This window comes from Serratia sp. B501 (assembly GCF_051172315.1).
In the GTDB taxonomy this organism is placed as follows: Bacteria; Pseudomonadota; Gammaproteobacteria; order Enterobacterales; family Enterobacteriaceae; genus Serratia; species Serratia ureilytica.
Genome location: NZ_JBPIZB010000002.1, coordinates 302,031 through 321,503, shown reverse-complemented (window position 1 = coordinate 321,503; position 19,473 = coordinate 302,031). Strand labels below are relative to the sequence as shown.

18 protein-coding genes are annotated in these 19,473 nt (G+C 59.7%); 8 read left to right on the top strand and 10 right to left on the bottom strand.

Annotated elements, in window-relative coordinates:
* Positions 1 to 40: 40 nt before the first annotated feature.
* Positions 41 to 1,897 (top strand): M3 family metallopeptidase, encoded by a 1,857-nt coding sequence (locus ACSBQV_RS07955; RefSeq protein ID WP_099784286.1) that lies wholly within the window; start codon positions 41 to 43, stop codon positions 1,895 to 1,897.
* A 62-nt stretch (positions 1,898 to 1,959) separates the two neighbouring features.
* On the opposite strand, the gene ACSBQV_RS07950 is transcribed toward ACSBQV_RS07955, so the two are convergent.
* From ACSBQV_RS07950 to ACSBQV_RS07940, 3 genes are all read right to left on the bottom strand, one after another.
* Entirely contained in the window at positions 1,960 to 2,595 is a 636-nt protein-coding gene (locus tag ACSBQV_RS07950; RefSeq protein ID WP_004939270.1) for a carbonic anhydrase, read from the bottom strand.
* 287 nt (positions 2,596 to 2,882) lie between these two features.
* Positions 2,883 to 3,143 (bottom strand): multiple stress resistance protein BhsA, encoded by a 261-nt coding sequence (gene bhsA, locus ACSBQV_RS07945; protein ID WP_015377148.1) that lies wholly within the window; start codon positions 3,141 to 3,143, stop codon positions 2,883 to 2,885.
* Between the two features lie 166 nt (positions 3,144 to 3,309).
* Complete coding sequence (locus ACSBQV_RS07940) at positions 3,310 to 3,939, bottom strand: flavin reductase family protein (RefSeq protein ID WP_047025039.1); 630 nt, start codon at positions 3,937 to 3,939, stop codon at positions 3,310 to 3,312.
* A 118-nt stretch (positions 3,940 to 4,057) separates the two neighbouring features.
* Here ACSBQV_RS07940 and rlmF point away from each other — a divergent pair, with 118 nt between their 5' ends.
* The 6 genes from rlmF to ACSBQV_RS07910 all read left to right on the top strand — a co-directional run bounded on the left by rlmF (position 4,058) and on the right by ACSBQV_RS07910 (position 12,246).
* Positions 4,058 to 5,023, top strand: coding sequence for a 23S rRNA (adenine(1618)-N(6))-methyltransferase RlmF (gene rlmF / locus ACSBQV_RS07935; protein WP_167325058.1), 966 nt, complete (start codon positions 4,058 to 4,060; stop codon positions 5,021 to 5,023).
* 210 nt (positions 5,024 to 5,233) lie between these two features.
* Complete coding sequence (locus tag ACSBQV_RS07930; RefSeq protein ID WP_099784288.1) at positions 5,234 to 8,233, top strand: DUF4214 domain-containing protein; 3,000 nt, start codon at positions 5,234 to 5,236, stop codon at positions 8,231 to 8,233.
* Positions 8,234 to 8,541: 308 nt separating this feature from the next.
* Positions 8,542 to 9,846, top strand: a complete 1,305-nt coding sequence (locus tag ACSBQV_RS07925) for a methyl-accepting chemotaxis protein (RefSeq protein WP_099784290.1) — start codon at positions 8,542 to 8,544, stop codon at positions 9,844 to 9,846.
* Positions 9,847 to 10,028: 182 nt separating this feature from the next.
* Positions 10,029 to 10,598, top strand: a complete 570-nt coding sequence (locus ACSBQV_RS07920) for a TetR/AcrR family transcriptional regulator (RefSeq protein ID WP_033642384.1) — start codon at positions 10,029 to 10,031, stop codon at positions 10,596 to 10,598.
* Between the two features lie 11 nt (positions 10,599 to 10,609).
* Positions 10,610 to 11,248: a GNAT family N-acetyltransferase gene (locus tag ACSBQV_RS07915; RefSeq protein WP_099784292.1), complete on the top strand. Its 639-nt coding sequence runs from the start codon at positions 10,610 to 10,612 to the stop codon at positions 11,246 to 11,248.
* Positions 11,236 to 12,246: an alpha/beta hydrolase family protein gene (locus tag ACSBQV_RS07910; protein ID WP_089196784.1), complete on the top strand. Its 1,011-nt coding sequence runs from the start codon at positions 11,236 to 11,238 to the stop codon at positions 12,244 to 12,246. Before ACSBQV_RS07915 ends, ACSBQV_RS07910 begins: the two co-directional genes overlap by 13 nt.
* A gap of 2 nt (positions 12,247 to 12,248) precedes the next feature.
* On the opposite strand, the gene ybiO is transcribed toward ACSBQV_RS07910, so the two are convergent.
* The 6 genes from ybiO to dps all read right to left on the bottom strand — a co-directional run bounded on the left by ybiO (position 12,249) and on the right by dps (position 18,099).
* The gene (gene ybiO, locus ACSBQV_RS07905) at positions 12,249 to 14,468 is read right to left on the bottom strand and encodes a mechanosensitive channel protein (protein WP_099784296.1); all 2,220 of its coding nucleotides are present in this window, start codon (positions 14,466 to 14,468) and stop codon (positions 12,249 to 12,251) included.
* A 154-nt stretch (positions 14,469 to 14,622) separates the two neighbouring features.
* The gene (glnQ, locus tag ACSBQV_RS07900) at positions 14,623 to 15,345 is read right to left on the bottom strand and encodes a glutamine ABC transporter ATP-binding protein GlnQ (RefSeq protein ID WP_004939230.1); all 723 of its coding nucleotides are present in this window, start codon (positions 15,343 to 15,345) and stop codon (positions 14,623 to 14,625) included.
* Complete coding sequence (gene glnP, locus ACSBQV_RS07895) at positions 15,342 to 16,001, bottom strand: glutamine ABC transporter permease GlnP (protein ID WP_004939229.1); 660 nt, start codon at positions 15,999 to 16,001, stop codon at positions 15,342 to 15,344. Before glnP ends, glnQ begins: the two co-directional genes overlap by 4 nt.
* A 103-nt stretch (positions 16,002 to 16,104) precedes the next feature.
* Positions 16,105 to 16,848 (bottom strand): glutamine ABC transporter substrate-binding protein GlnH, encoded by a 744-nt coding sequence (gene glnH, locus ACSBQV_RS07890; protein ID WP_033642388.1) that lies wholly within the window; start codon positions 16,846 to 16,848, stop codon positions 16,105 to 16,107.
* A gap of 338 nt (positions 16,849 to 17,186) precedes the next feature.
* Positions 17,187 to 17,453, bottom strand: a complete 267-nt coding sequence (locus ACSBQV_RS07885) for a DksA/TraR family C4-type zinc finger protein (protein WP_434991433.1) — start codon at positions 17,451 to 17,453, stop codon at positions 17,187 to 17,189.
* Positions 17,454 to 17,595: 142 nt separating this feature from the next.
* Positions 17,596 to 18,099: a DNA starvation/stationary phase protection protein Dps gene (gene dps, locus ACSBQV_RS07880; RefSeq protein ID WP_016928514.1), complete on the bottom strand. Its 504-nt coding sequence runs from the start codon at positions 18,097 to 18,099 to the stop codon at positions 17,596 to 17,598.
* A gap of 357 nt (positions 18,100 to 18,456) precedes the next feature.
* Here dps and ACSBQV_RS07875 point away from each other — a divergent pair, with 357 nt between their 5' ends.
* Positions 18,457 to 19,008 carry a shikimate kinase gene (locus ACSBQV_RS07875; protein ID WP_099784300.1) on the top strand — a complete coding sequence of 184 codons (552 nt, stop codon included), beginning with the start codon at positions 18,457 to 18,459 and terminating at the stop codon, positions 19,006 to 19,008.
* Here the strand turns inward: ACSBQV_RS07875 and nanQ are convergent.
* A complete protein-coding gene (gene nanQ, locus ACSBQV_RS07870) occupies positions 18,990 to 19,457 on the bottom strand; it encodes an N-acetylneuraminate anomerase (protein WP_033642391.1) in 468 nt (155 codons plus the stop codon). The two genes, ACSBQV_RS07875 and nanQ, sit on opposite strands and share 19 nt — an antisense overlap.
* Between the last annotated feature and the right edge of the window lie 16 nt (positions 19,458 to 19,473).

Genomic DNA, 19,473 nt, shown 5'->3' with positions numbered 1-19,473 from the left:
CTATACTGGGATATTTCCTCATCGGCTGAGAAGGACGGTTATGCAACAGGCTCTCGATTACTTCAATCAATTGAACCAGGATTACCTCGACGTTCACCGCGCCAAAGAAGAGCTGTTCTGGCAAAACTACATGGGCACTGGCGATGAAGACGTCTCGGCGCGCTTTTCCGCCGCGGAAAGCGCCTATAAGCGCTTCGTCGCCGAACCGCGCCGGCTGGCCGAGATCCGCAGTCTGCTTGCCGGGCTGGAAGCGTTGCCGCAGGAGGCGCAGCGCGATGCGCTGATCCATGGCCTGCAAGGTTGGCTGCGTTTCTTCGACTGCAACGCCATTGAAGACTCGCAGGCGCAGGCGCTGTTGGATCAAATCATCCACGCCGAGTCCGATCTCTACTCGCGCCGAAAGGGCTATCAGGTCACGCACCTGAACGCCGACGGGCGGCGGGTGGCGGCCTCGCTCGGCGAGCTGCTGACCAACCAGGCGACCAACCCGAACGAAGACTCTCGCCGCAGCTCGCAGCAGGCGCTGCGCGATCTGGAGCAATGGCTGCTGCATAACGGCCTGCCGGAGCTGATCGGCCTGCGCAACCGCTTTGCGCGCCAGATGGGTTATCGCAACTATTTCGACTACAAGGTGAACAAAACCGAGCGCATGACGCCGGAGCAGCTGTTCGCCATTCTGGATCGCTTCGAGCGGGAAACCCGCGAGGCCAACGCGCGTAGCCTGCGGCAGCTGGCGGCCGACAAGGGCGACCAGGCGCTGGAGCCGTGGAACGTACGCTTCGCCAGCGCCGGCGACGTTACCCGTCAACTGGATCCTTACTTCCCGTTTTCTCGTTCGCTGGAACGCTGGGTCGACAGTTTCAAACGCCTGCACATCGGTTTTGGCGGCGCCGAGATGAATCTCGATCTGCTGGTGCGCAAAGGCAAGTTTGAGAACGGCTTCATGCACGGCCCGGTGCCGCCGTTTGTGCGCCAGGGGGAATGGGTGCCGGCGCGCATCAACTTCACCAGCCTGGCGCAGCCGGGGCAGGTGGGCAGCGGCGCTTACGGGCTCAACACCCTGTTCCACGAGGGCGGCCACGCGGCGCACTTCGCCAACATCCGCCAGAATGCGCCGTGCTTCTCGCAGGAGTTCCCGCCGACCTCGATGGCCTATGCCGAAACCCAGTCGATGTTCTGCGACAGCCTGCTGGACGACGCTGACTGGCTGAAACGCTATGCGAGAAACGCCGCCGGCGAAGCGGTGCCCGATGCGCTGATTGAGGCCGGCATCGCGGCGCGCCAGCCGATGCGCGCGTTCAACGAACGCCATATCCTGCTGGTGCCGTACTTCGAGTGGGCGTTGTATCAGTGGGATGACGAGCAGCGCACGCCGGAAGCCATCACCGCACTGGCGCGCGAGGTCGAGCAAAAGATCCTCGGCATCAGCGGCAGCCCGCGCCCGACGTTGGCGATCCCGCACCTGCTGTCGCTGGAATCCGCCTGTTCCTACCAGGGCTATCTGCTGGCGATGATGGCGGTGGAGCAAACCCGTCACTTCTTCCTGCAGCGCGACGGTTACCTGACGGACAACCCGGCCATCGGCCCGGATCTGGCGCAACACTACTGGTTGCCGGGCAACAGCGTCAGCCATGACGACACGCTGCGCAGCCTGACCGGCGAAGGGTTTAATCCGGACTATCTGGCGCAGGCCTGCAACCAGACGGTGGCGCAGGCGTGGCACGAGGCGCAGCAGACGATGGCCGCCGCGGCCAAGCGCCCGCAGCCGCCGGCAGATTTCGATTTGCAGGCGCACATCCGGGTGGTGGATGGCGAGACGGTATTGGCGGACAACGCTGAGGGTGACGACCGGATGTGCCGCGACTTCGCTGCGGCGATAGAGGCGCGCTTGGCTTAAGGCGGATAATAAAATCCACGCCGCGGCGTGGATTTTATTTAATGGCTAAACCGGGCGCTATTTTATTCGAAATAGACGTCGGGATTATCGGCCAAAGACACGAAGCTCTTGGTGTTTCTATCCAGAGTGCGAATTTCGCCGCTTTCGATGTCGTACACCCAGCCGTGCAGGCGCAGCCCGCTGTTGCGCAGACCCACCGCCACAGAAGGGTGGGTTTTGATATTATTTAGCTGAGCAATAACGTTCTCTTCGACCATAGCGTTAACTTTGTCTGTTTCGCTATTCCACGTTTTCTTCTCGACCACCGCTTTTGCCGCATCGGCATAGTGCAGCCAGTGGGCCACGGCGGGCATGGGATCGAGGCACTGGCAGGAGGCTATCGCTTTCATTGCGCCGCAGTTCGAGTGGCCACAAATCACGATATCGGTAACCCCCAACGCCACCACTGCATACTCGATGGTGGCAGAGACGCCGCCCGGCTCCGGGCCGAAGGAAGGGACGATGTTGCCGGCGTTACGGATAACGAAAAGCTGCCCAGGTTCTTGCTGTGTGACCAGCTCGGGCACTAAACGGCTGTCAGAGCATGAGATAAACAGCGCTTTGGGATTTTGGCTGGAGGCAAGGCTGCGGAACAGTTCCTTGCGCTGCGGGAAAATCTCTTTCTGGAAACTGAGGAAACCTTCAATGATATGTTGCATACAACGCTCTCTGCATCTGTAGTCTGCGTAACATGATAATCATCCTCTCCCGTTAGTCCAGCTATGGGCAGGTAAAAAAATGTGTGTGCAAACCGCCTGCAAACCCCATTGAATACAGGGTTTCTGCCTGTTGGCGACAGAATTTTCCGGCTCGTTTACGCGTGGGGTGCTGACAAAGCGGACGGCAAAAAACTCGCTGTCGTACCCATTCAGCGCTAATGCACTTGAACATAAAAAAAGCCCGCCGGGGTGATAGCCGGCGGGCTTTTTGACGTCTGGGGCGGCGATTATTTGTAGATAACCGCGGTGGCGTGCATCAGGTTATTGCCGCTGGTGGAGGTGATGGTAAAAGCCTTGGCGCCCGCCGCATCGGCTTTGGCGGCCAACTGGGATTTCAGGCTGCTCAGGTCTGTTGCGCCGCTGGCGACGATCACGCCGGCTTTTTCGAATTGGGCGGCATCCTGCGCGCTGACGTGTTCAGCGGCGAAAGTGGTGAAAGAAACGGTAGCCAGAGCGATAGCAGCAGCAAAAGTTTTGATGGTTTTCATGTTCGTCATTCCTGTCAAAGCGGATTAGGGAGAAAGGGAGTGCCTTTCGATGGGAAGATTATTGCGCAGGAGAAGACGTGATGAAATCGGAGAGTGTTGACGGTTTTATTCAGATTTTTTGATTGTTAATTCCCCCGTTCATCTTCTGTATAAACGGGGGAGACGATCAGCGCGTCGGGCGCGTCAGATCGAAACGGTGCTGCTCGGAAATGCCGTAGTAGGCGCTCGGGCCGCCGGCGCGCAGGATCGGTTCGGCGGCGGCGGTCTGGTAAACGCCGTGTTCATCCAGCAGCGCCGGATCGAGATGCACCGCCACCACTTCGCCCAACACCAGCCAGGTCTCCACCTGTTCCCCGGCGGCGGTTTGCAACTGAATGCATTGGGTCAGGCGGCATTCGAAGTTCACCGGGCTTTCGGCCACGCGCTCGGCTTTGACCCGGCGCCCGGGCAGCGGCGTGACGCCGGCGAAGGCGAATTCGTCCTCACCGCGTGGCAGGGTGATGGAACTGTTGTTCATCGCTTCCGCCAACGGGCGCGTCGCCAGGTTCCAGACGAACTCGCCGGTTTCCACGATATTCGCCACGCTGTCTTTCCAGCCGGTGCTGGCGAAACCGATGATTGGCGGGCGGTAGTTGAAGCAGTTGAAAAAGCTGTAGGGCGCCAGATTACGCAAGCCGGCGGCGCTGCGGGAAGAGATCCAGCCGATGGGGCGCGGGCCGACGATGGCGTTCAGCGGATCGTGCGGCAGGCCGTGGCCGGCGGCGGGTTCATAATAATAACGAGATTCACGGCTCATGGGGGCCCCTGTGGCAATCGATGAAGCTTTCATTGTGCCGGGTTTCCCGCCGCTGCGCCATTCCGGGCCGGATGTGTTATCTTACGCGCCGGAAATACCTTCAAGAGAGCCCGTCACGGTGGAAAAAAAGAAAACCTTCCCGCAGCAGAAAAGCGGCTTGCATCCGCGCAACCGTCATCGTTCGCGCTACGATTTCCCGGCGCTGATCGCCAGCTGCCCGGCGCTGGCGCCGTTCGTAAAACCGAACGCCTGGGGCGATGTCTCGGTGGACTTCGCCGATCCGGCGGCGGTGAAAATGCTCAACCGTGCGTTGCTGCAACACTTTTACGGCATCGAACACTGGGATATTCCGGCTGATTACCTGTGCCCGCCGATCCCCGGCCGCGCCGACTATCTGCACCACCTGGCGGATCTGCTGGCGACCAGCAATGGCGGCGAGATCCCGCGCGGCAAGGGCGTGGCGATCCTCGACGTTGGCGTCGGCGCCAACTGCATTTACCCGATCGTCGGCCTGCGCGAATACGGCTGGCGTTTCACCGGCTCCGAAATCGATCCGGTGTCGCTGAACGCAGCCAAAATGATCGTCGAAATGAACCCGACGCTGCGCAACAGCGTGCGTCTGCGGCTGCAAAAACAGCCTGAGCTGATTTTTAGCGGCATCATCGGCGCGGCCGAGAAATTCGACGCCACCCTGTGCAACCCGCCGTTCCACGCGTCCGAGCAGGAAGCGCGCGCCAGCACCCGCCGCAAGCTGCATAAATTGGGCAAAGGGGAAGTGGCCGACAAGCCGGTGCAAAACTTCGGCGGCAAGAACAACGAGCTGTGGTGCGAAGGCGGCGAAGAAGCCTTTGTGCGCAAGATGGTGGAAGAGAGCGTCAGCAAGGCCAATAACTGCCTGTGGTTCACCTCGCTTATCTCGAAAAACACCACGTTGCCGGCCATCTACCATGCGCTGAAAGTGGCGGGGGCGGCCGAGGTGCGCACCATCGAGATGGCGCAAGGGCAGAAGATCAGCCGCTTCGTCGCCTGGACCTTCCATGACGCCGAGCAACAGGCCGCCTGGGCAGCCGAGCGCTGGCGTTAAGTCTTCAGGTGCCTCGGTATGGGAGCAAAGTCCCATACCGAGGACCGGTTTTCCCCGTTTTATTGACTTATCGCATCAGCATTTCTTAACTGTAGTCATACCTATAAAAACCCCTCCAGGCAGTGTGCAATGTCTCTCTTCACGATGTAGGAGACAGGCCGCGGCGCAGCCATGCCGCGAACTTAGTCCATCACACTGACGGGATTTATTATGATTCCTTTAGCTACGCAACAAGAGGTCGGCGCCTTAATCATCGGCATTTTCGGGCGTTTGCCGACGGCGGCGGAAATCGATTACTACGACAGCGCATTTGATATCGGCAGCCAGCCGCCCGCCTATATGGCCAGCATTTTAATGAGCCAACCCGATGCCGGTTGGATGAGCGGCCAAAGCGAATACGACATTCTCAGCCAGGTTTATTTCTCCGTTTACAATACCGCTCCCGATCCGGATTACATCAATGCCTTACTGCAACTGGGGCATTTCAACAGCGCTGTCGCCAGCGTCGTCATCGATCTCTTTAACTATCTGGGGGACGATCCGGTGATGCTGGCGCAGTGTGATGCGCTCGATCAGCGCATTGCAGAAGGTTTGTATCCCGGCACGGCCGCTGATGCCGCCGGCGGGAGCGGCGACGCGCAGGCGATGTTTTATCTGTTGCGAGCGCCCTGGCAGACCGATGAAATTGCGCATGACGGCAAGCTGCTCAATCAGGGGGGCGATCTGGCTGCGTTGGCGCAGAGCAAGATTGCCACCCTGCCACTCAACGATCTTTCCGATCATGACTTCATTTTGCATCTGTTCGCACAGGGATTCGAACGGCCGCCGACGGCGCCAGAGTTGGCTGCTTACCAGCAACGGCTGACGGAAGGCGCGACGCGTGGCGATCTGCTGGTGGATATGATCGCGCAGTTGCGCGGGGTGGTGGCGCCGGAAGATGCGGCGGCTCAACAGTATTTCAATGCGGCGGGCCAGGAATATTCGCCGGGCGAACTGCCGGCGACCGAGTATCTGGAGCAGATAGCGGCGCTGTTCCGTGCATTGCCTGAGCGGGCGGTGGACAGCGTCTCGCTGGACAATTGGAGCAAGACGCTGGCCTCCGGCACCTTGAGCTATACCGAATTGGTCACGGCCCTTCTGGCGACGCCGGAATTTCAGGCGCAGATCGGTGGTTTACAGGGGGACGACTTTATTCAGCACGTCTATCAGGCGGTGCATGGCCGGGCGGCGAATGAACAGCAGTTGGACCACTACCGGGCGTTGGGCGGCGACAAGGCACTGGTCACGCAGGCGGTGATTGCCGATCTGATCAATGCGCCGCCGGCAGGTGACGTTCAGTATGAACAGTGGATGTTTGCGCGCGATGTCGGCGCCAGCCTGGCATATAAAACGACCGCTTTTCTCGCCACCAGCGAGGGCGGCGGCAACGCGTCGAGTACGGTGAATACGCATGCCCACCATACGCTGAGCAATGCGGAAACCGCCGTGCTGTTCAGGGTGTTCCTGGATGCTGACGCGGACGTCACGGTTGACCTGAGCTATGCCTCGCAGCTTTCTTACCTGATCGTCAATGGCGACGCTGCGGCGGATATCTGGCTGCATAATAACCCTGCGGCTCGGTATGGGGTGGACATGACGGTAAACAATGCCAATGTGACAGTGCATGGCACCTATGGCGACGATCGGGTGCAGCTCACCTCGCAGGCCGATCTCGCCACCGCCCAAGGGCACTTTTATCTGAACAACGGCAATGACAGCCTGCTATGGGGAGGCAATGCCGATGGCGGCGCCAATCGTGTGGGGTGGATGTTCAGCGCCGATGGTGGTGCCGGGCGCGATATTTTGTCCGCTAATCTGATCGTCAAAATGACCTCGACGCTCGACCTTTTTGGCGTGCGCATCAGTACGGTGAGCAGCAATGCCGCCCATTTCAGTCATTTCGAACAGATAGATATGGCGGGTTACATCGGCCAGGCGGAAGCTACGCTGACGCAAATCGGTTGGAACGGTTACAGCACAAAAGCGCTGGCGACGAGTGCTCATGTGTTTGACTACGGGGTGTTGAGCGGCAACGCCACCGTAGAGGGAACGGACGCTGGGAAGATCGTGCAGAGTTGGGCGGCGCAGGCGCTTGGCCGTGAGGGATTGCTGTTGTCCGGCCGGGCGGACAACGTCAAGGTGATCAACGCCAATGCCGATGCGGCACGCCTTGAAATCAGCGGCATCGGCGATCATGCGGACAGCAGGCTGGAGATTGCCTTCCTGGAGAATGCCACCGATCGTTTCGATCTGCTTTTCTCCGGGCGCGGCAACGCCGGCTCGTTGGCGCTTGACTCGCATGGGGATGAAAAGCCATTGACGTTGATCGCCATCAGCACCGGCGCTTGGGGAAATGGCGCGCTGACGTTGACGGGGCAAAATGCTCAGGTGCAAGACATTACGCTGTTCGGCGGCGCGAATTTCAATCTGACGCTAACCGAAGGGTATACCCAGGTTCGCCACATTGACGCTTCGGCCTTCACAGGAAATGGGTTCACCCTCACGTCGTCTCATGGCGGCAGCGGTGACGGCACGATCGTTCAAATGCTGGATTTACTGCCCTTGAGTGGCGACGCGCAGGCCAAATTGGCGCCGCTGCTGCAAGATCTCGGGCTACGGGGCGAACAGCTGTTGGTCAAAGGCGGGGGAGGCAGCGATCAATTTAACGTTATGGGGGACACGACGATCGTCGCCGGCGCAGGGAAAAGCCACGTTACGCTGCAGAGCAGCAAGGCAGCATCAGGCGTGACGTTAAAAGACTTTTCGCTGACACAGGGAAGTATCGACGATGTGCTTTCGGGTCTGCGGATTGTCCATGGCGCCGGCGGTAAGCTGGCGGATTATGGGGTCAGCGATGCGCAAAGCATGGAGGCGAGAATCAGCGCCCTGACGGCCGAGCAGGGCGGCAGTGCCAGTCAGTTGTTGGCCGCGTTGCTCGATCTCGGTCAGCCCGGAGCATTGAGCGCCAAGGTCGGGATCAGCAGCGTTATCGGTGGGCAAAGCGGCAGCTATCTTATCGTCGATAACAATGATGACCACCGTCTGGATGAGGCCGACAGCGTGATCCTGCTCCTGGGGCAGAATCATCAAAGTTTGCTCAACGAACTGCGATATGTTCCGGAAATCATGCTCAATGGCATCGTGGTTGAGCCAGAAGCGCTGGTCGCGTAACTGGCGATATTTTCGCTTAACGGCGCCGGTTATCCTGCCGGCGCCGACAAAAATCCGCATTTTACCTTTCAATTTTCATCACTTACGTTATTCTCAATACAGTTATTCATAATAAAAATCTTAGGTTGTTGGTTTATTTAAATTCGAATAATTACTTTACTGAATAAATAAATTTAATCCGGTTAAGAGCAATAACCAGAAGGATCGGCGCTGCCCGCTCCTTCCGCGATGGCACGTCTGCGTGTGGGCGCGGCATGTGGCCAGACAAATAAGAAAAGCGCCATCATCTGCCACAAGGACTACACCCTATGCTTTTACGATTCAGTCAGTTAACTACCCACAAAGGCGCCGAGCTGAGCGCGATAGAACACGCCGTTCCCATGATTGTATTCTCGCCCGACGGCACGGTATTGCGCGCCAACGATCTCTTTCTCAGTACGCTCGGATTTCAACGCGATGACGTGATAGGCCGGCATCACCGTATTTTCTGCGATCCCAACTATGTCGCCAGCCCGTTATATCGCGAACATTGGGAGACGCTGAATAAAGGGCAACCCATCACGGACACGATAAAGCGCATCGCGAAAAATGGCGAGGCGGTGTGGCTGCAGGGCACCTATGCGCCGGTGTTGAATAAACAGGGTAAGGTGGTGGAAATCGTCAAGATCGCCAGCGAAGTGACCGAGCGAGTGACCCAGGCGCAGGAACACCGCAGCCTGCTGGCGGCGCTGAATCGCTCGATGGCGATGATTTCTTTCACGCCGCAGGGCGACATTGTCAGCGCCAATGACAATATGCTGGCGCTGATGGGCTATCGGCTGGATGAGGCGTGCGGGCAGTCGCATACGGTGCTGTGCCCACCGGCGTTCGCCGCTTCCGACGATTATCGGCGGCACTGGCAGCGCCTGGCGCGCGGCGAGTTCATCACCGGGCGTTTTGAGCGCGTCAACCGGCGCGGCGAACGGGTATGGCTGGAGGCCAGCTATAACCCGATCCTCGACAACGACGGCCAAGTGGTGAAAGTGGTGAAGATCGCCCAGGACATCACCCGGCTGATGCAACAGCAGCAGCATGAAGAAGAGATGGTGCGCAACGCGCATCATCTGTCGCTCGATACCGACCGGCAGGCGGCGCAGGGCGCGGTCATCGTGCAGCAGGCGGTGAAGGGCATGCAGCAGGTCGAAGCGGCGGCGCGCGAAACGTCGGACGTGGTCACCGAGCTTGGCAAGTGCTCTCAGCAGATCGGCACCATCGTCGAAGCCATTCGTAAAATCGCCTCGCAAACCAATCTGCTGGCGATTAACGCCTCCATCGAAGCCGCCCACGCCGGTGAGCACGGGCGCGGTTTTGCGGTGGTAGCCAACGAGGTGCGCACGCTGGCGGAACAGTCGCGCAAGGCGGCGACCGAGATCGAACGCATGACCAAGTCTATCCAGCAAGGCGTGGCGGCGGCGATCGCCGGCATGGCGACCTGCGTGGAACAGGCCGGCGGCGGTGTGGCATTGACCCATGACGCCGGAGAAGTGATCAATCAGGTCAACATCGGCATGCATGACGTCGTGAAACTGATGCAGGCCTTTACGTCGGTGAAGCAGGGCGACGCGCTGCACTGAGTTTGCCGGGCGCGGCCCCTGAAAGCGGGGCGGCGTTTGTCTCTTCCCACCGATCTCTGTGCCGTTGAGCCGCGGTTCAATTTTACCGGCCTATGCTATCCTTAAATATGAACGAACGTTCGTTCATTTATTTGTGTCAATTTACGGCGCCCAGCGCCCCTTCACCGTTTCGGGAGCTGCCGATGGGAAACCGAGAAAAGATTGTCGACGCTGCGCTGCACAGCTTTACCCATAAGGGATTTCACCAGACCAGCATGCGGGATATCGCCCAGGCGGCGGGCGTCAGCGTGGGCAACCTCTATAACCATTTTTCCGGCAAGGAGGCGCTGATCGGCGAGATCGCGCTGCTGGAAAACGGCGTATTCGCCGAGTTCGCCGCCGCATTGCGGGCCGAGAAAAAGCGGCCGAAACAGGCGCTGTCGGCCTTTTTCACCGCCTATCACGCTTTTGTCGCCGAACCGGACAATGTGCAACTGTCGGCGGAGATTGTGGCTGAAGTGGCGCGTAACCCGGCATTGGCCGAGCCGTTCAGCGCCAACCAGCGGCAGTTGATTGAGGCGCTGGCGACGACGATCGCCGAGGCTCAGCAAATCGGCGAGATCGCGCCGGCGATAGCGCCCTTGCCGCTCGCGCAGCTGGTGCTGGACGTGATCGAAAGCCAGGCCTGGCGGCAGGCGATCTTCGCGTCGCCTTCGCCGGAGGCGATCACGCCGGTGCGGCTGTTGGAACAGCTGCTCTACCGCCAACCCTAGTCGAGGTTGATATGTTGCACATTGAGCCTTATCGCAACGCTGACCGCCTGCAAACGGCGGCGTTGATCTACGCCGCGTTCTGCGACAAATTCCAGCGCGCGAGCCGTCTGAGCGCCCGCCTTCAGTGGCGTCTGTTCTATCGGCTGTGGAGTTGGGAGCAAAGCGGCAGCCGGGAGCGCAGCTTCGTGGTGAAACAGAATGAACAGGTGGTGGCGGCCTTTGCCCTGAATGCCATCGATGGCGAGAACCGCGCCGGGCTGCGTCCGCACGCCTTGCCGATTTGGCGGCTGTGTCGCCGCTATGGCTGGCTGAACGTTTGGCGCATGTATCTGCAAATTGCGGTGTTGCAGCACACCCCGGCGGCCGATGAGCTGTATCTTTCCTACCTGGCGGTGGCCGAGAGTCAGCGCGGCAAAGGGGTTGGCAGGCGACTGCTGCAGTGGATGAACGACTACGCCGCCGAACAAGGCGCAGGCCGGCGCCTGAGCCTGCACGTCAGCCGGCGCAACGTCGATGCGCAGCGTCTGTATCAGCGCTGCGGTTTTCAGGTGCGGCGCGAAGAACATTACGCCTCGCTGGGCTTGCTGTTCGGCCAGGCCGACTGGGTGTTGATGGAGAAACGCAGCGGGGAGGCGACGTGCGCAGAATAGGGCTGTGTCTCGTGGCGCTGCTCTTGCCGGTGCTCGGCTGGGTGATTTACGTCAACGACTTTCGCTTTGTCACCGAACCGGTCGTGGTGACCGCCGGTGGCAATCGGCTGACCGGCACGCTGGTGCTGCCGGAGCATGCGCCGGTGAAGCCCGGCGTCGTGGTGTTCGTGCACGGCGATGGACCGGCCAACGCCAGCCGCGACGAAGGCTATTACGGCATTTGGGAGACGATGGCGCAGCAGGGCTATGCGGTTTTATCCTTCGATAAGCCGGGCGTGGGCGGCTCCGGCGGCAACTGGCTGCATCAGACCATGGCGGATCGCGCGCGGGAAACCGTCGATATCATCGACTGGGCCCGGCGGGACGGGCGCTTCGATGCGCGCTGCGTGGGGCTGTGGGGCACCAGTCAGGCGGGGTGGGTGATGCCGGAGGTGGCGCGTTTGCGCCCCGACATCGCGTTTACGCTGGCGGTGGCGCCGGCGATCAACTGGCTGCGGCAGGGGCGCTACAACACCCGGGCGGCGATGGCGGCGGCAGGGGACGATGAAGCGTCGATCGCCGCGCGCGAGGCGCACTGGCGCCACATCCAAACGCTGCTCGAACAGCCGGACGGCTACGAACAGTACCGCCGTGAGTCTGGCGCCGCCGCTGCATTGAGCGCCGACCGCTGGCGCTTTATTCGCGCCAACATGGCCAGCGACGCGACGGCGGGATTGCGGCATTTCGCCACGCCGGTGCACCTGATCCTGGGCGGGCGCGACGTCAACGTGGACGCGGACGAAACCGAGCGCGTGTATCGGCAAACGATCCCGGCCTCGCTGCTGACGGTGACGCGCATCGACGAGGCCGATCATGTGATGGTCAAGCCGCTGTTCGCGCGCCATCCGTGGCTGATCAACGTGGTGGGCCTGTTTGCCCCGCGCTCGGTGCAATACGACGCCTACCGGCAGGACGTGGCGGCCTTCCTGGCCGCTCAGCCCTGCGGGCGCGGGCGCTAACCTCAGATCGCCGCGGGCGGCGCCTGCTCGTCATGCGGCTGCGGCGCGCGGGAAATCTGCATCGCCTGCTGCGGCATGCCGATGCCGGCCCGATCGAAATGGATTTTCACCAGCCGGTCGAGGGCGTATTGCACCACCCACTGTTTCAGCGCCTGCGTGCGCACCGTCACGCGAGTGGTGAACGAACGATCGCCCAGCGCTACCACGCCGTTGAAGACCGGCTCGCCAATCAGGAAATGCTTCACCTGTTCATCCTGCTTCAGCGCCCCGATGGCCTGATGCAGCACCTCATTGACCCGATCGATGTCCTCGTCGCGGCTGACGGTGTAATTGGCGCGGTATACCCCGAACTCACGCGCGTAGTTGGCCAGCGTGGTGATCGAAGAGTACGGCACGATGTGATAGACGCCGTAGTCGTCGCGCAGGCCGATCGAGCGGATGGTCATGCGCTCCACGGTGCCGGTGATGCCGCTGACGGTCACGTATTCGCCGGTGTTCATGCCGTTTTCAAACTGGATGAACACGCCGGTGATCACGTCTTTCACCAGCGTCTGGGCGCCGAAGCTGATGGCCAGCCCCAGCGCGCCTGCGCCCGCCAGCAGCGGCGCGATGTTCAGTCCGACCTGCGACAGCACGATCATCACGGTGATGGTGCTGATAACGATAGCCAACACGTTGCGAAACAGCGTCAGCAGCGTGCGTTCGCGCGCGCTCGGCCGCACGCCGTTGCTCAGCTCCAGCGCCAGGCGGTGCTCGATGATGCTGGCCATCAGCGTCCAGCTGAACACGGCGATCAACAGGATCAGCAGAATATGCACCAGCCCGCCGAGCGTCCGCTGGCCATTTTCGCTGCCCGCCCATTGATACAGGTTGATCAGATGCCAGGCATCGAGCAGAAACAGCGTCACTGCCAGCACCACCATCACCCGCAGTATCTTCAACCCGTTGGGGATGTAAGAGTTGATGCGCCGCTCGAGCATCGGATAGCGCAAATTGACGTCGCTCGGTAGCGAAATGCGGCGGAAAATCCAGCGGGTCAGCATGCCGGACAGCAGAGCGCCGACACCGACCACCAGCAGGCTTTTTACCGTGGCGCTCATCATAAAGCGCAGGCTGTTGCCGATGTCGAACTGGGACAGCACGAACAGCACCAGAAAATAGGCGATCGCCAGCAGGTGCCAGACATGCCCCAGCCCGCGCAGGATCACGCTGAAAAACGCCATCGACCGTTCGGCCAGCAGGTTGATCTGTTGCTGTATCGGTTTGCGGTTGTGCAGGATCAGCCAAATGGCGTATAGCGTCAGCGCCAGCATCACCACCAGATTGACGGCGGCGGCGGCCGAATAGCTGATCTGCACCGCCACCACCGGCACCACCACCATCAGGCCATAGCCGATCAGGCCGCTGAGCCAGGCGAGGCGGGTGTTCCAATAGCGCGCGCTCCGATCGCTGAAGGGGAACGGGCGCAGATAGTCGAAGCTGGGGGCGAAAATCAGCCGCAGCACCGCCTTGAAAAATTCAATTACCGCGAAGGCGCTGAGAAACAGGGTCTGCAGCCGCAGGATGGTGGCGCTGTCGGCGTGGACGTGGCGGGCGAACAGGTTGCCTGCCGCCAGCGCCAGCAGCAGCACCAGCAGATCGATGGCGAAAGCGCCGAGAATGGCGGCGGGGCGCTTATACCACGGGCCGCGCTGCAGCCTGGCGTTGTGCCCCCAACTGCCCATGCGCTTGTACAGCGGCGCGATCAGCCGGCGGATCAGGTGGAACAGCGCAAAGGTGACCGCCACCGTCAGCAGAAAGTAGCCCAGCGCGCGGAAAAAGCCGGCGGGATTGAAAACGCGCTTCGGGCCGGAATCGATCAGCTTTTGCAGCGCGCCGAGCTTCTGGTTAAAGGTGCCGATGCCTTCCTGCGCCAGCGAGTTCAGGCTGTCGCTCAGCGTAGCGGGCGTCGATTCCTCCGGCGTTGTCGGCGCGGCGGCCGCAGCGTCGCCGGCGGTCTGTTTCAGGTGGTCGATGAGTTCCGCGCGCGCTTGGTCGTCTTGCAGTAGATCGGCCAGCGCGGCGTAGGCGGCTTTCTGCTGCTCGCTCTTGTCGGCGGGCGCAGGCGGCGCGTTTTGCGCCAGCGCCGGTGGTGCGAAGACGCTCAGGGTCAACAGCAGCAGCAGGAAAAGCAGGTGTTCTCGCAGATGAGAACCTCGTCGGGAGTCTGCGTTTGGCGGCATGGTTCCTCTCTTTGGCGTTCTGTGATCGGCGGATGTCAGAGCAATACGATGAAAAACAATCAATATAGTAGGAAAGGAAACGCGATGGGGCGTGGGAGAGCGTGCGGAATGAAAGCGGCGGGCGCGTGGCGCGCCCGCCGTTAAACCGCCAGGATCAGGAAACGTGCTGCAGGAATTCCTGCAGACGCGGGCTCGGCGGATGGTTGATCAGATCGTGCGGGTTGCCGTCTTCGGCAATCCGGCCCTTGTCGATAAAGATCAGGCGCGACGCCACTTTTTCGGCAAAGCCGACTTCGTGGGTGACGATGACCATCGTCATGCCTTCCTCGGCCAGATCCTGCATCACCTTAAGCACTTCGTGGCGCAGCTCCGGATCGAGCGCGGAGGTCGGCTCGTCGAACAGCATCATTTTCGGCTTCACCGCCAGCGCGCGCGCGATCGCCACGCGCTGCTGCTGGCCGCCTGACAGTTCGGACGGGTAGTGGTGGGCGCGCTCCGCCAGACCGACCTTGGCCAGCAGCTCGCGCGCCAGCTTTTCCGCATCGGACTTCTTCGCGCCGCGCACGCGGATCGGGCCGAAGGCGACGTTTTCCAGCGCCGTCAGGTGCGGGAACAGGTAGAACTGCTGGAATACCATGCCGGCTTCCTGGCGGATCAACCGATCGTCCACTTTCGGATCGTTAGCTTTCAGGCCATCGACGATCAGATCGCCGCTGGTCACCTCTTCCAGCTTGTTGATGCAGCGCAGCAGGGTGGATTTGCCGGAGCCGGACGGCCCGATGATCACCACCACTTCGCCTTTGTCGATCTTCAAATCGATGTTGTGCAGCACCTGGGTTTGGCCAAAATGCTTGGAGACGTTTTTAAATTCAATCACAGGATTTTCATCCTTCTTTCCAGACGACGCAGCACGAAGCTCAGCACCAGAGTAATAATCAGGTAGATAACCGCCACGGCGCTCCAGATTTCCAGCGCGCGGAAGTTACCGGCAATAATTTCCTGACCCTGACGGGTCAGCTCCGCCACGCCGATCACGATGAACAGCGAGGTGTCTTTGATGCTGATGATCCACTGGTTGCCCAGCGGCGGCAGCATGCGGCGCAGCGCCAGCGGCATAATGACGTAGCGGATGGTTTCGCGGCGCGACAGGCCGAGCGCCAGCCCGGCTTCGCGGAAACCGTTATGGATAGACAGCACCGCGCCGCGGGTGATTTCCGCGATGTAGGCGCCGGAGTTGATCATGATGGTCACCACCGCCGCGGTGAACGGATCGATGCGCAAATCGGTGAACGCCATCGGCAGGGCGAAGTAGATGAACATCACCTGCACCACGATCGGCGTGCCGCGGATCACTTCGATAAACACCAACGCGATGTGGTTGGCGATCCATCCGCCGTAGGTGCGGGCAAAGCCGGCGACGAGGCCGATGATCAGGCCGCCAATCAGACCGAGGACCGAAATCCACAGGGTCATTTTGGCGCCCTCTAACAAGATAGGAATGGCGGGCCAGATGGCGCTCCAGTCGAACTGCATGATATTTCTCCCGGTGATCCCAAACGTGGGTATCAGATACAACGAAGCGCAGGGGGTTAAGCGACCCCCTGTGCTTAAGTTAATAGCGTGCCAAGTTCACCGCTTACTTAGGTTCGGTGCCGAACCACTTCTTGTAGATTTCGTTATAGGTGCCGTTCTCGCGCAGGGTTTTCAGCGCGCCGTTCACCTTCTCGCGCAGCTCGTCGCTGCCTTTAGGGAAGGCGATGCCATACTGCTGCGCTTCCAGCGAATCGCCGACGGTTTTGAACTTGCCGGCGCCGGCCGTCTTGATGAAGTATAAGATGTTTGGCGTGTCGTGCAGCACCGCGTCGGCGCGCTTGGTGCCCAGTTCCATATAGGCGTTGTCAATGTTCGGGAACTGACGCAGATCCTTGGTTTTGATGTGCTGCTTGGCGTAATCCACCGAGCCGGTGCCGCTTTTGACCGCCACCACTTTACCGTTCAGATCGTCGATGCCTTTCACGCTGTTGTTGTCGGCATTGACCATGACCAGCAGGCCGCTTTTGTAGTAACCGTCTGAGAAGTCGATGGCTTTCTTGCGCTCATCGGTGATGGTGATGCCGGCCAGCGCCAGATCGACGTTTTTGGTCTGCAGCGCCGGAATGATGCCGCCGAAGTCCATCGGTTTCAGGGTGTAGTCCAGCTTCAGCTCTTTGGCGACGGCGGCCCACAGGTCGATGTCGAAGCCGACGTATTTGTCGCCTTGCTTGAACTCAAAAGGAACGAAAGCGGTGTCGGTGGCGACCACCAGTTTGTCTGCTGCGTGGGAACTTACGGCAAAGGCCAGGGAGAGTGCGGCCAGGGAGACTTTAAAAATCGACTTCATGAGAGGAATTCCTGTACAGGTTGCGGATTACCCATTTTTTATATTGCAGTTGGTGCCATGAAAAAATCGTGCCATGTTTTCAACTAATATAAAAACAAAGAGTTACTGCGTGATGTTGTGCCGTGATGGCGAATAGTTATGGTTATGCACCACGATGAGGCACCGAAATGGTGCGTAAGAATTATCTTGGTGCACGGGGCTATCATTAACCAAATTTTGGCTGTGAAACAACCGTTCTTTAACGTTTTTGCTTCAATATTGATAACTAACTCTAACTTTCATGATCCATTGACGGTGCAAGCGTGACTGCGAGAGGGGAAAAAGGGGAGCAGATAATGCTAGCGCAACTGGCTGTCTTTGCTGCCGCGCCGGTTGTACAGGCTGCTGGCCGCGTGTTTTTTGTCTTGTTCGGCCTGGCAGGCGACACAAAAACGCACCCCCTTCAGCGCCTTGCTGCGCGCCTCGGGGATCGGTTCTCCACATTCCTGGCAATAGCGTTCGCTCTCGCCATGCCCGAGCGCATCACGCGCACGCTGCACCGCATCGTTGACGGTAGAATCAATTTGATCTTGTACGGCGCCGTCCGCCGCCCAGCCGCTGGCCATCATGACCTCCTGACAAGGGAAACCTACCGTTTAATATGGGCCGTTTTTTGCACAATTCAACGGCCGCGCAAAAGAAAACAGGCCGGGCGAAGCCCAGCCTGTTCTGCCCGGCACGACGGGCGGTCTGCAACGCGCTGCGGCGTTATTCGATGTTGGATTCGATGAACCACAGGAACTTGTCCAGATCGCGCGAGGCGGCGGTGAACATGTCGGCGGTGTCTTCGTCTTCCACTTCAGTAATGGCCTTACGGATGTCATTCGCCACCGCGCCGTAGCGATCGGCCAGCGCTTTCAGGTGTTCTTGCACGCTGTGGATATTGGTCGGATAGCTTTTCAGCGGCGTGCGATCGTTCACCACCTGTACGGTGCCCAGCGCCACGCCGCCCAGCTGCACCACGCGTTCGGCGAAGGTGTCCTGGTGCTCGATGATGGCGGTGCGGAAGCCGTCCAGCATTTCATGAACCGCGATAAAGTTCGCGCCACGCATGTTCCAGTGCGCCTGTTTGGTGATCAACGAAAGATCGATGAATTGCACGACCTGATGGTTCAGCGCCTTGATGGCGGCCAGTTTGATTTTTTCGTCCAGATCGTTACGGGTATACAGCAGATCAGAAGATTTCGTTTTCACCAGTTTAGCGGTACTCATATCAGATATCCTCTTGATTAGTCGTTGTCCTATTTCGTTACGGGATCAATTATAGCAGGGCTGTTTATTTTTGCCGGACGAAAATGGCTATTGCACAAATAGGGTTAGCCTACGGATAATGGGTCTGGTTGAATTTTTACTTAATGCAACATAATGAAAAATATAATTATTTATCATTCGCTGATTTATTGTTTATGGCTGTGAAAATTTACCTTGGTTATTTTATTTTTTCGCCTGCGGGCTTCGGCTAAATATCCGCTCTGTTATCGTGGTGTTAATTTCTCATCCATTCATATTGATAGCGGTAATTGATGCCGCTACAGTAGGGCAATTATCCTCTCTCTTTATAGGCGAATAATGAAAATTAACGTCGTCGGCACCAGCGGCAGCGGTAAAAGCACCCTGGCGCGTCAACTGGCGGAACGGCTTGGCGTGCCCTATATCGAGATGGACAGGCTGTATTGGCGGCCCGAATGGCAGGGAACGCCTGATGACGCGTTCCTGGCGCGGCTTGAACAGACGCTGGCCGAAGCGGGGGATGGCTGGGTGCTGGACGGCAATTACAGCCGCACGCAGCCGATCAAGTGGCGCGAGGTCGATTATATTCTGTGGCTGGACTACGGTTTCGGCCGCACGCTGTGGCAGGCCGTGCGCCGCGCGTGCCGACGCGCGGCCGGCAAACGTGAGCTGTGGCCGGGCACCGGCAATCGGGAAAGCTTCCGCCGTTCTTTCTTCAGCCGCGAGTCGATCGTGCTCTGGACGATCCGCACTTACTCGAAGAACCGGCGAAAATACCTGGCGGAGATGGCTCGTCCCGACGCCGGATGCCGTTTCGTGCGCCTGCGTTCTCCCCGCCAGGCCGCCGATTTTCTACGGGCGCTGCCGCAGGTTCACAGCAGCAGACGGTGATGGATCCTCACCACCGCTTTCTTGATTTGCTGCGGCCGCTGCCACACGCAGCCGGTCTTGTGCGGCTCCATCTGGAAAAAGAGGGCGAACATACCGTGCGTCATGTGCAGCGTTTGCGGGTGGCGTTTGATGTCCAGCAGCAGCAGATCGCTATTTTCCGCGTGGGGTTGCTCGCGATGTCCGTTGCCCGCCAGGCCGTATTCGATGCGCTCTTCACCGCTGATCAGCAGATGCAGCGCAATGTATTCCTGATGCATTTCGGCGCGCTTTTCCGCCGCCGGCGCGGTGGTCAGCGTCATCACGTCCATAAAGATGTTGTCGCCGTCGATCGGGTGATGCCCCAGCGCCAGTTCTGGCAGGTCGCATCGGCGCAATTCGGTCAGGGTTGAAACCAGCGCCGGCGCGAGTCCGCGGCCGAAGCGTGGGTTGAACAGGCTGTTGTGAATCACTGTTATTCTCCATGTG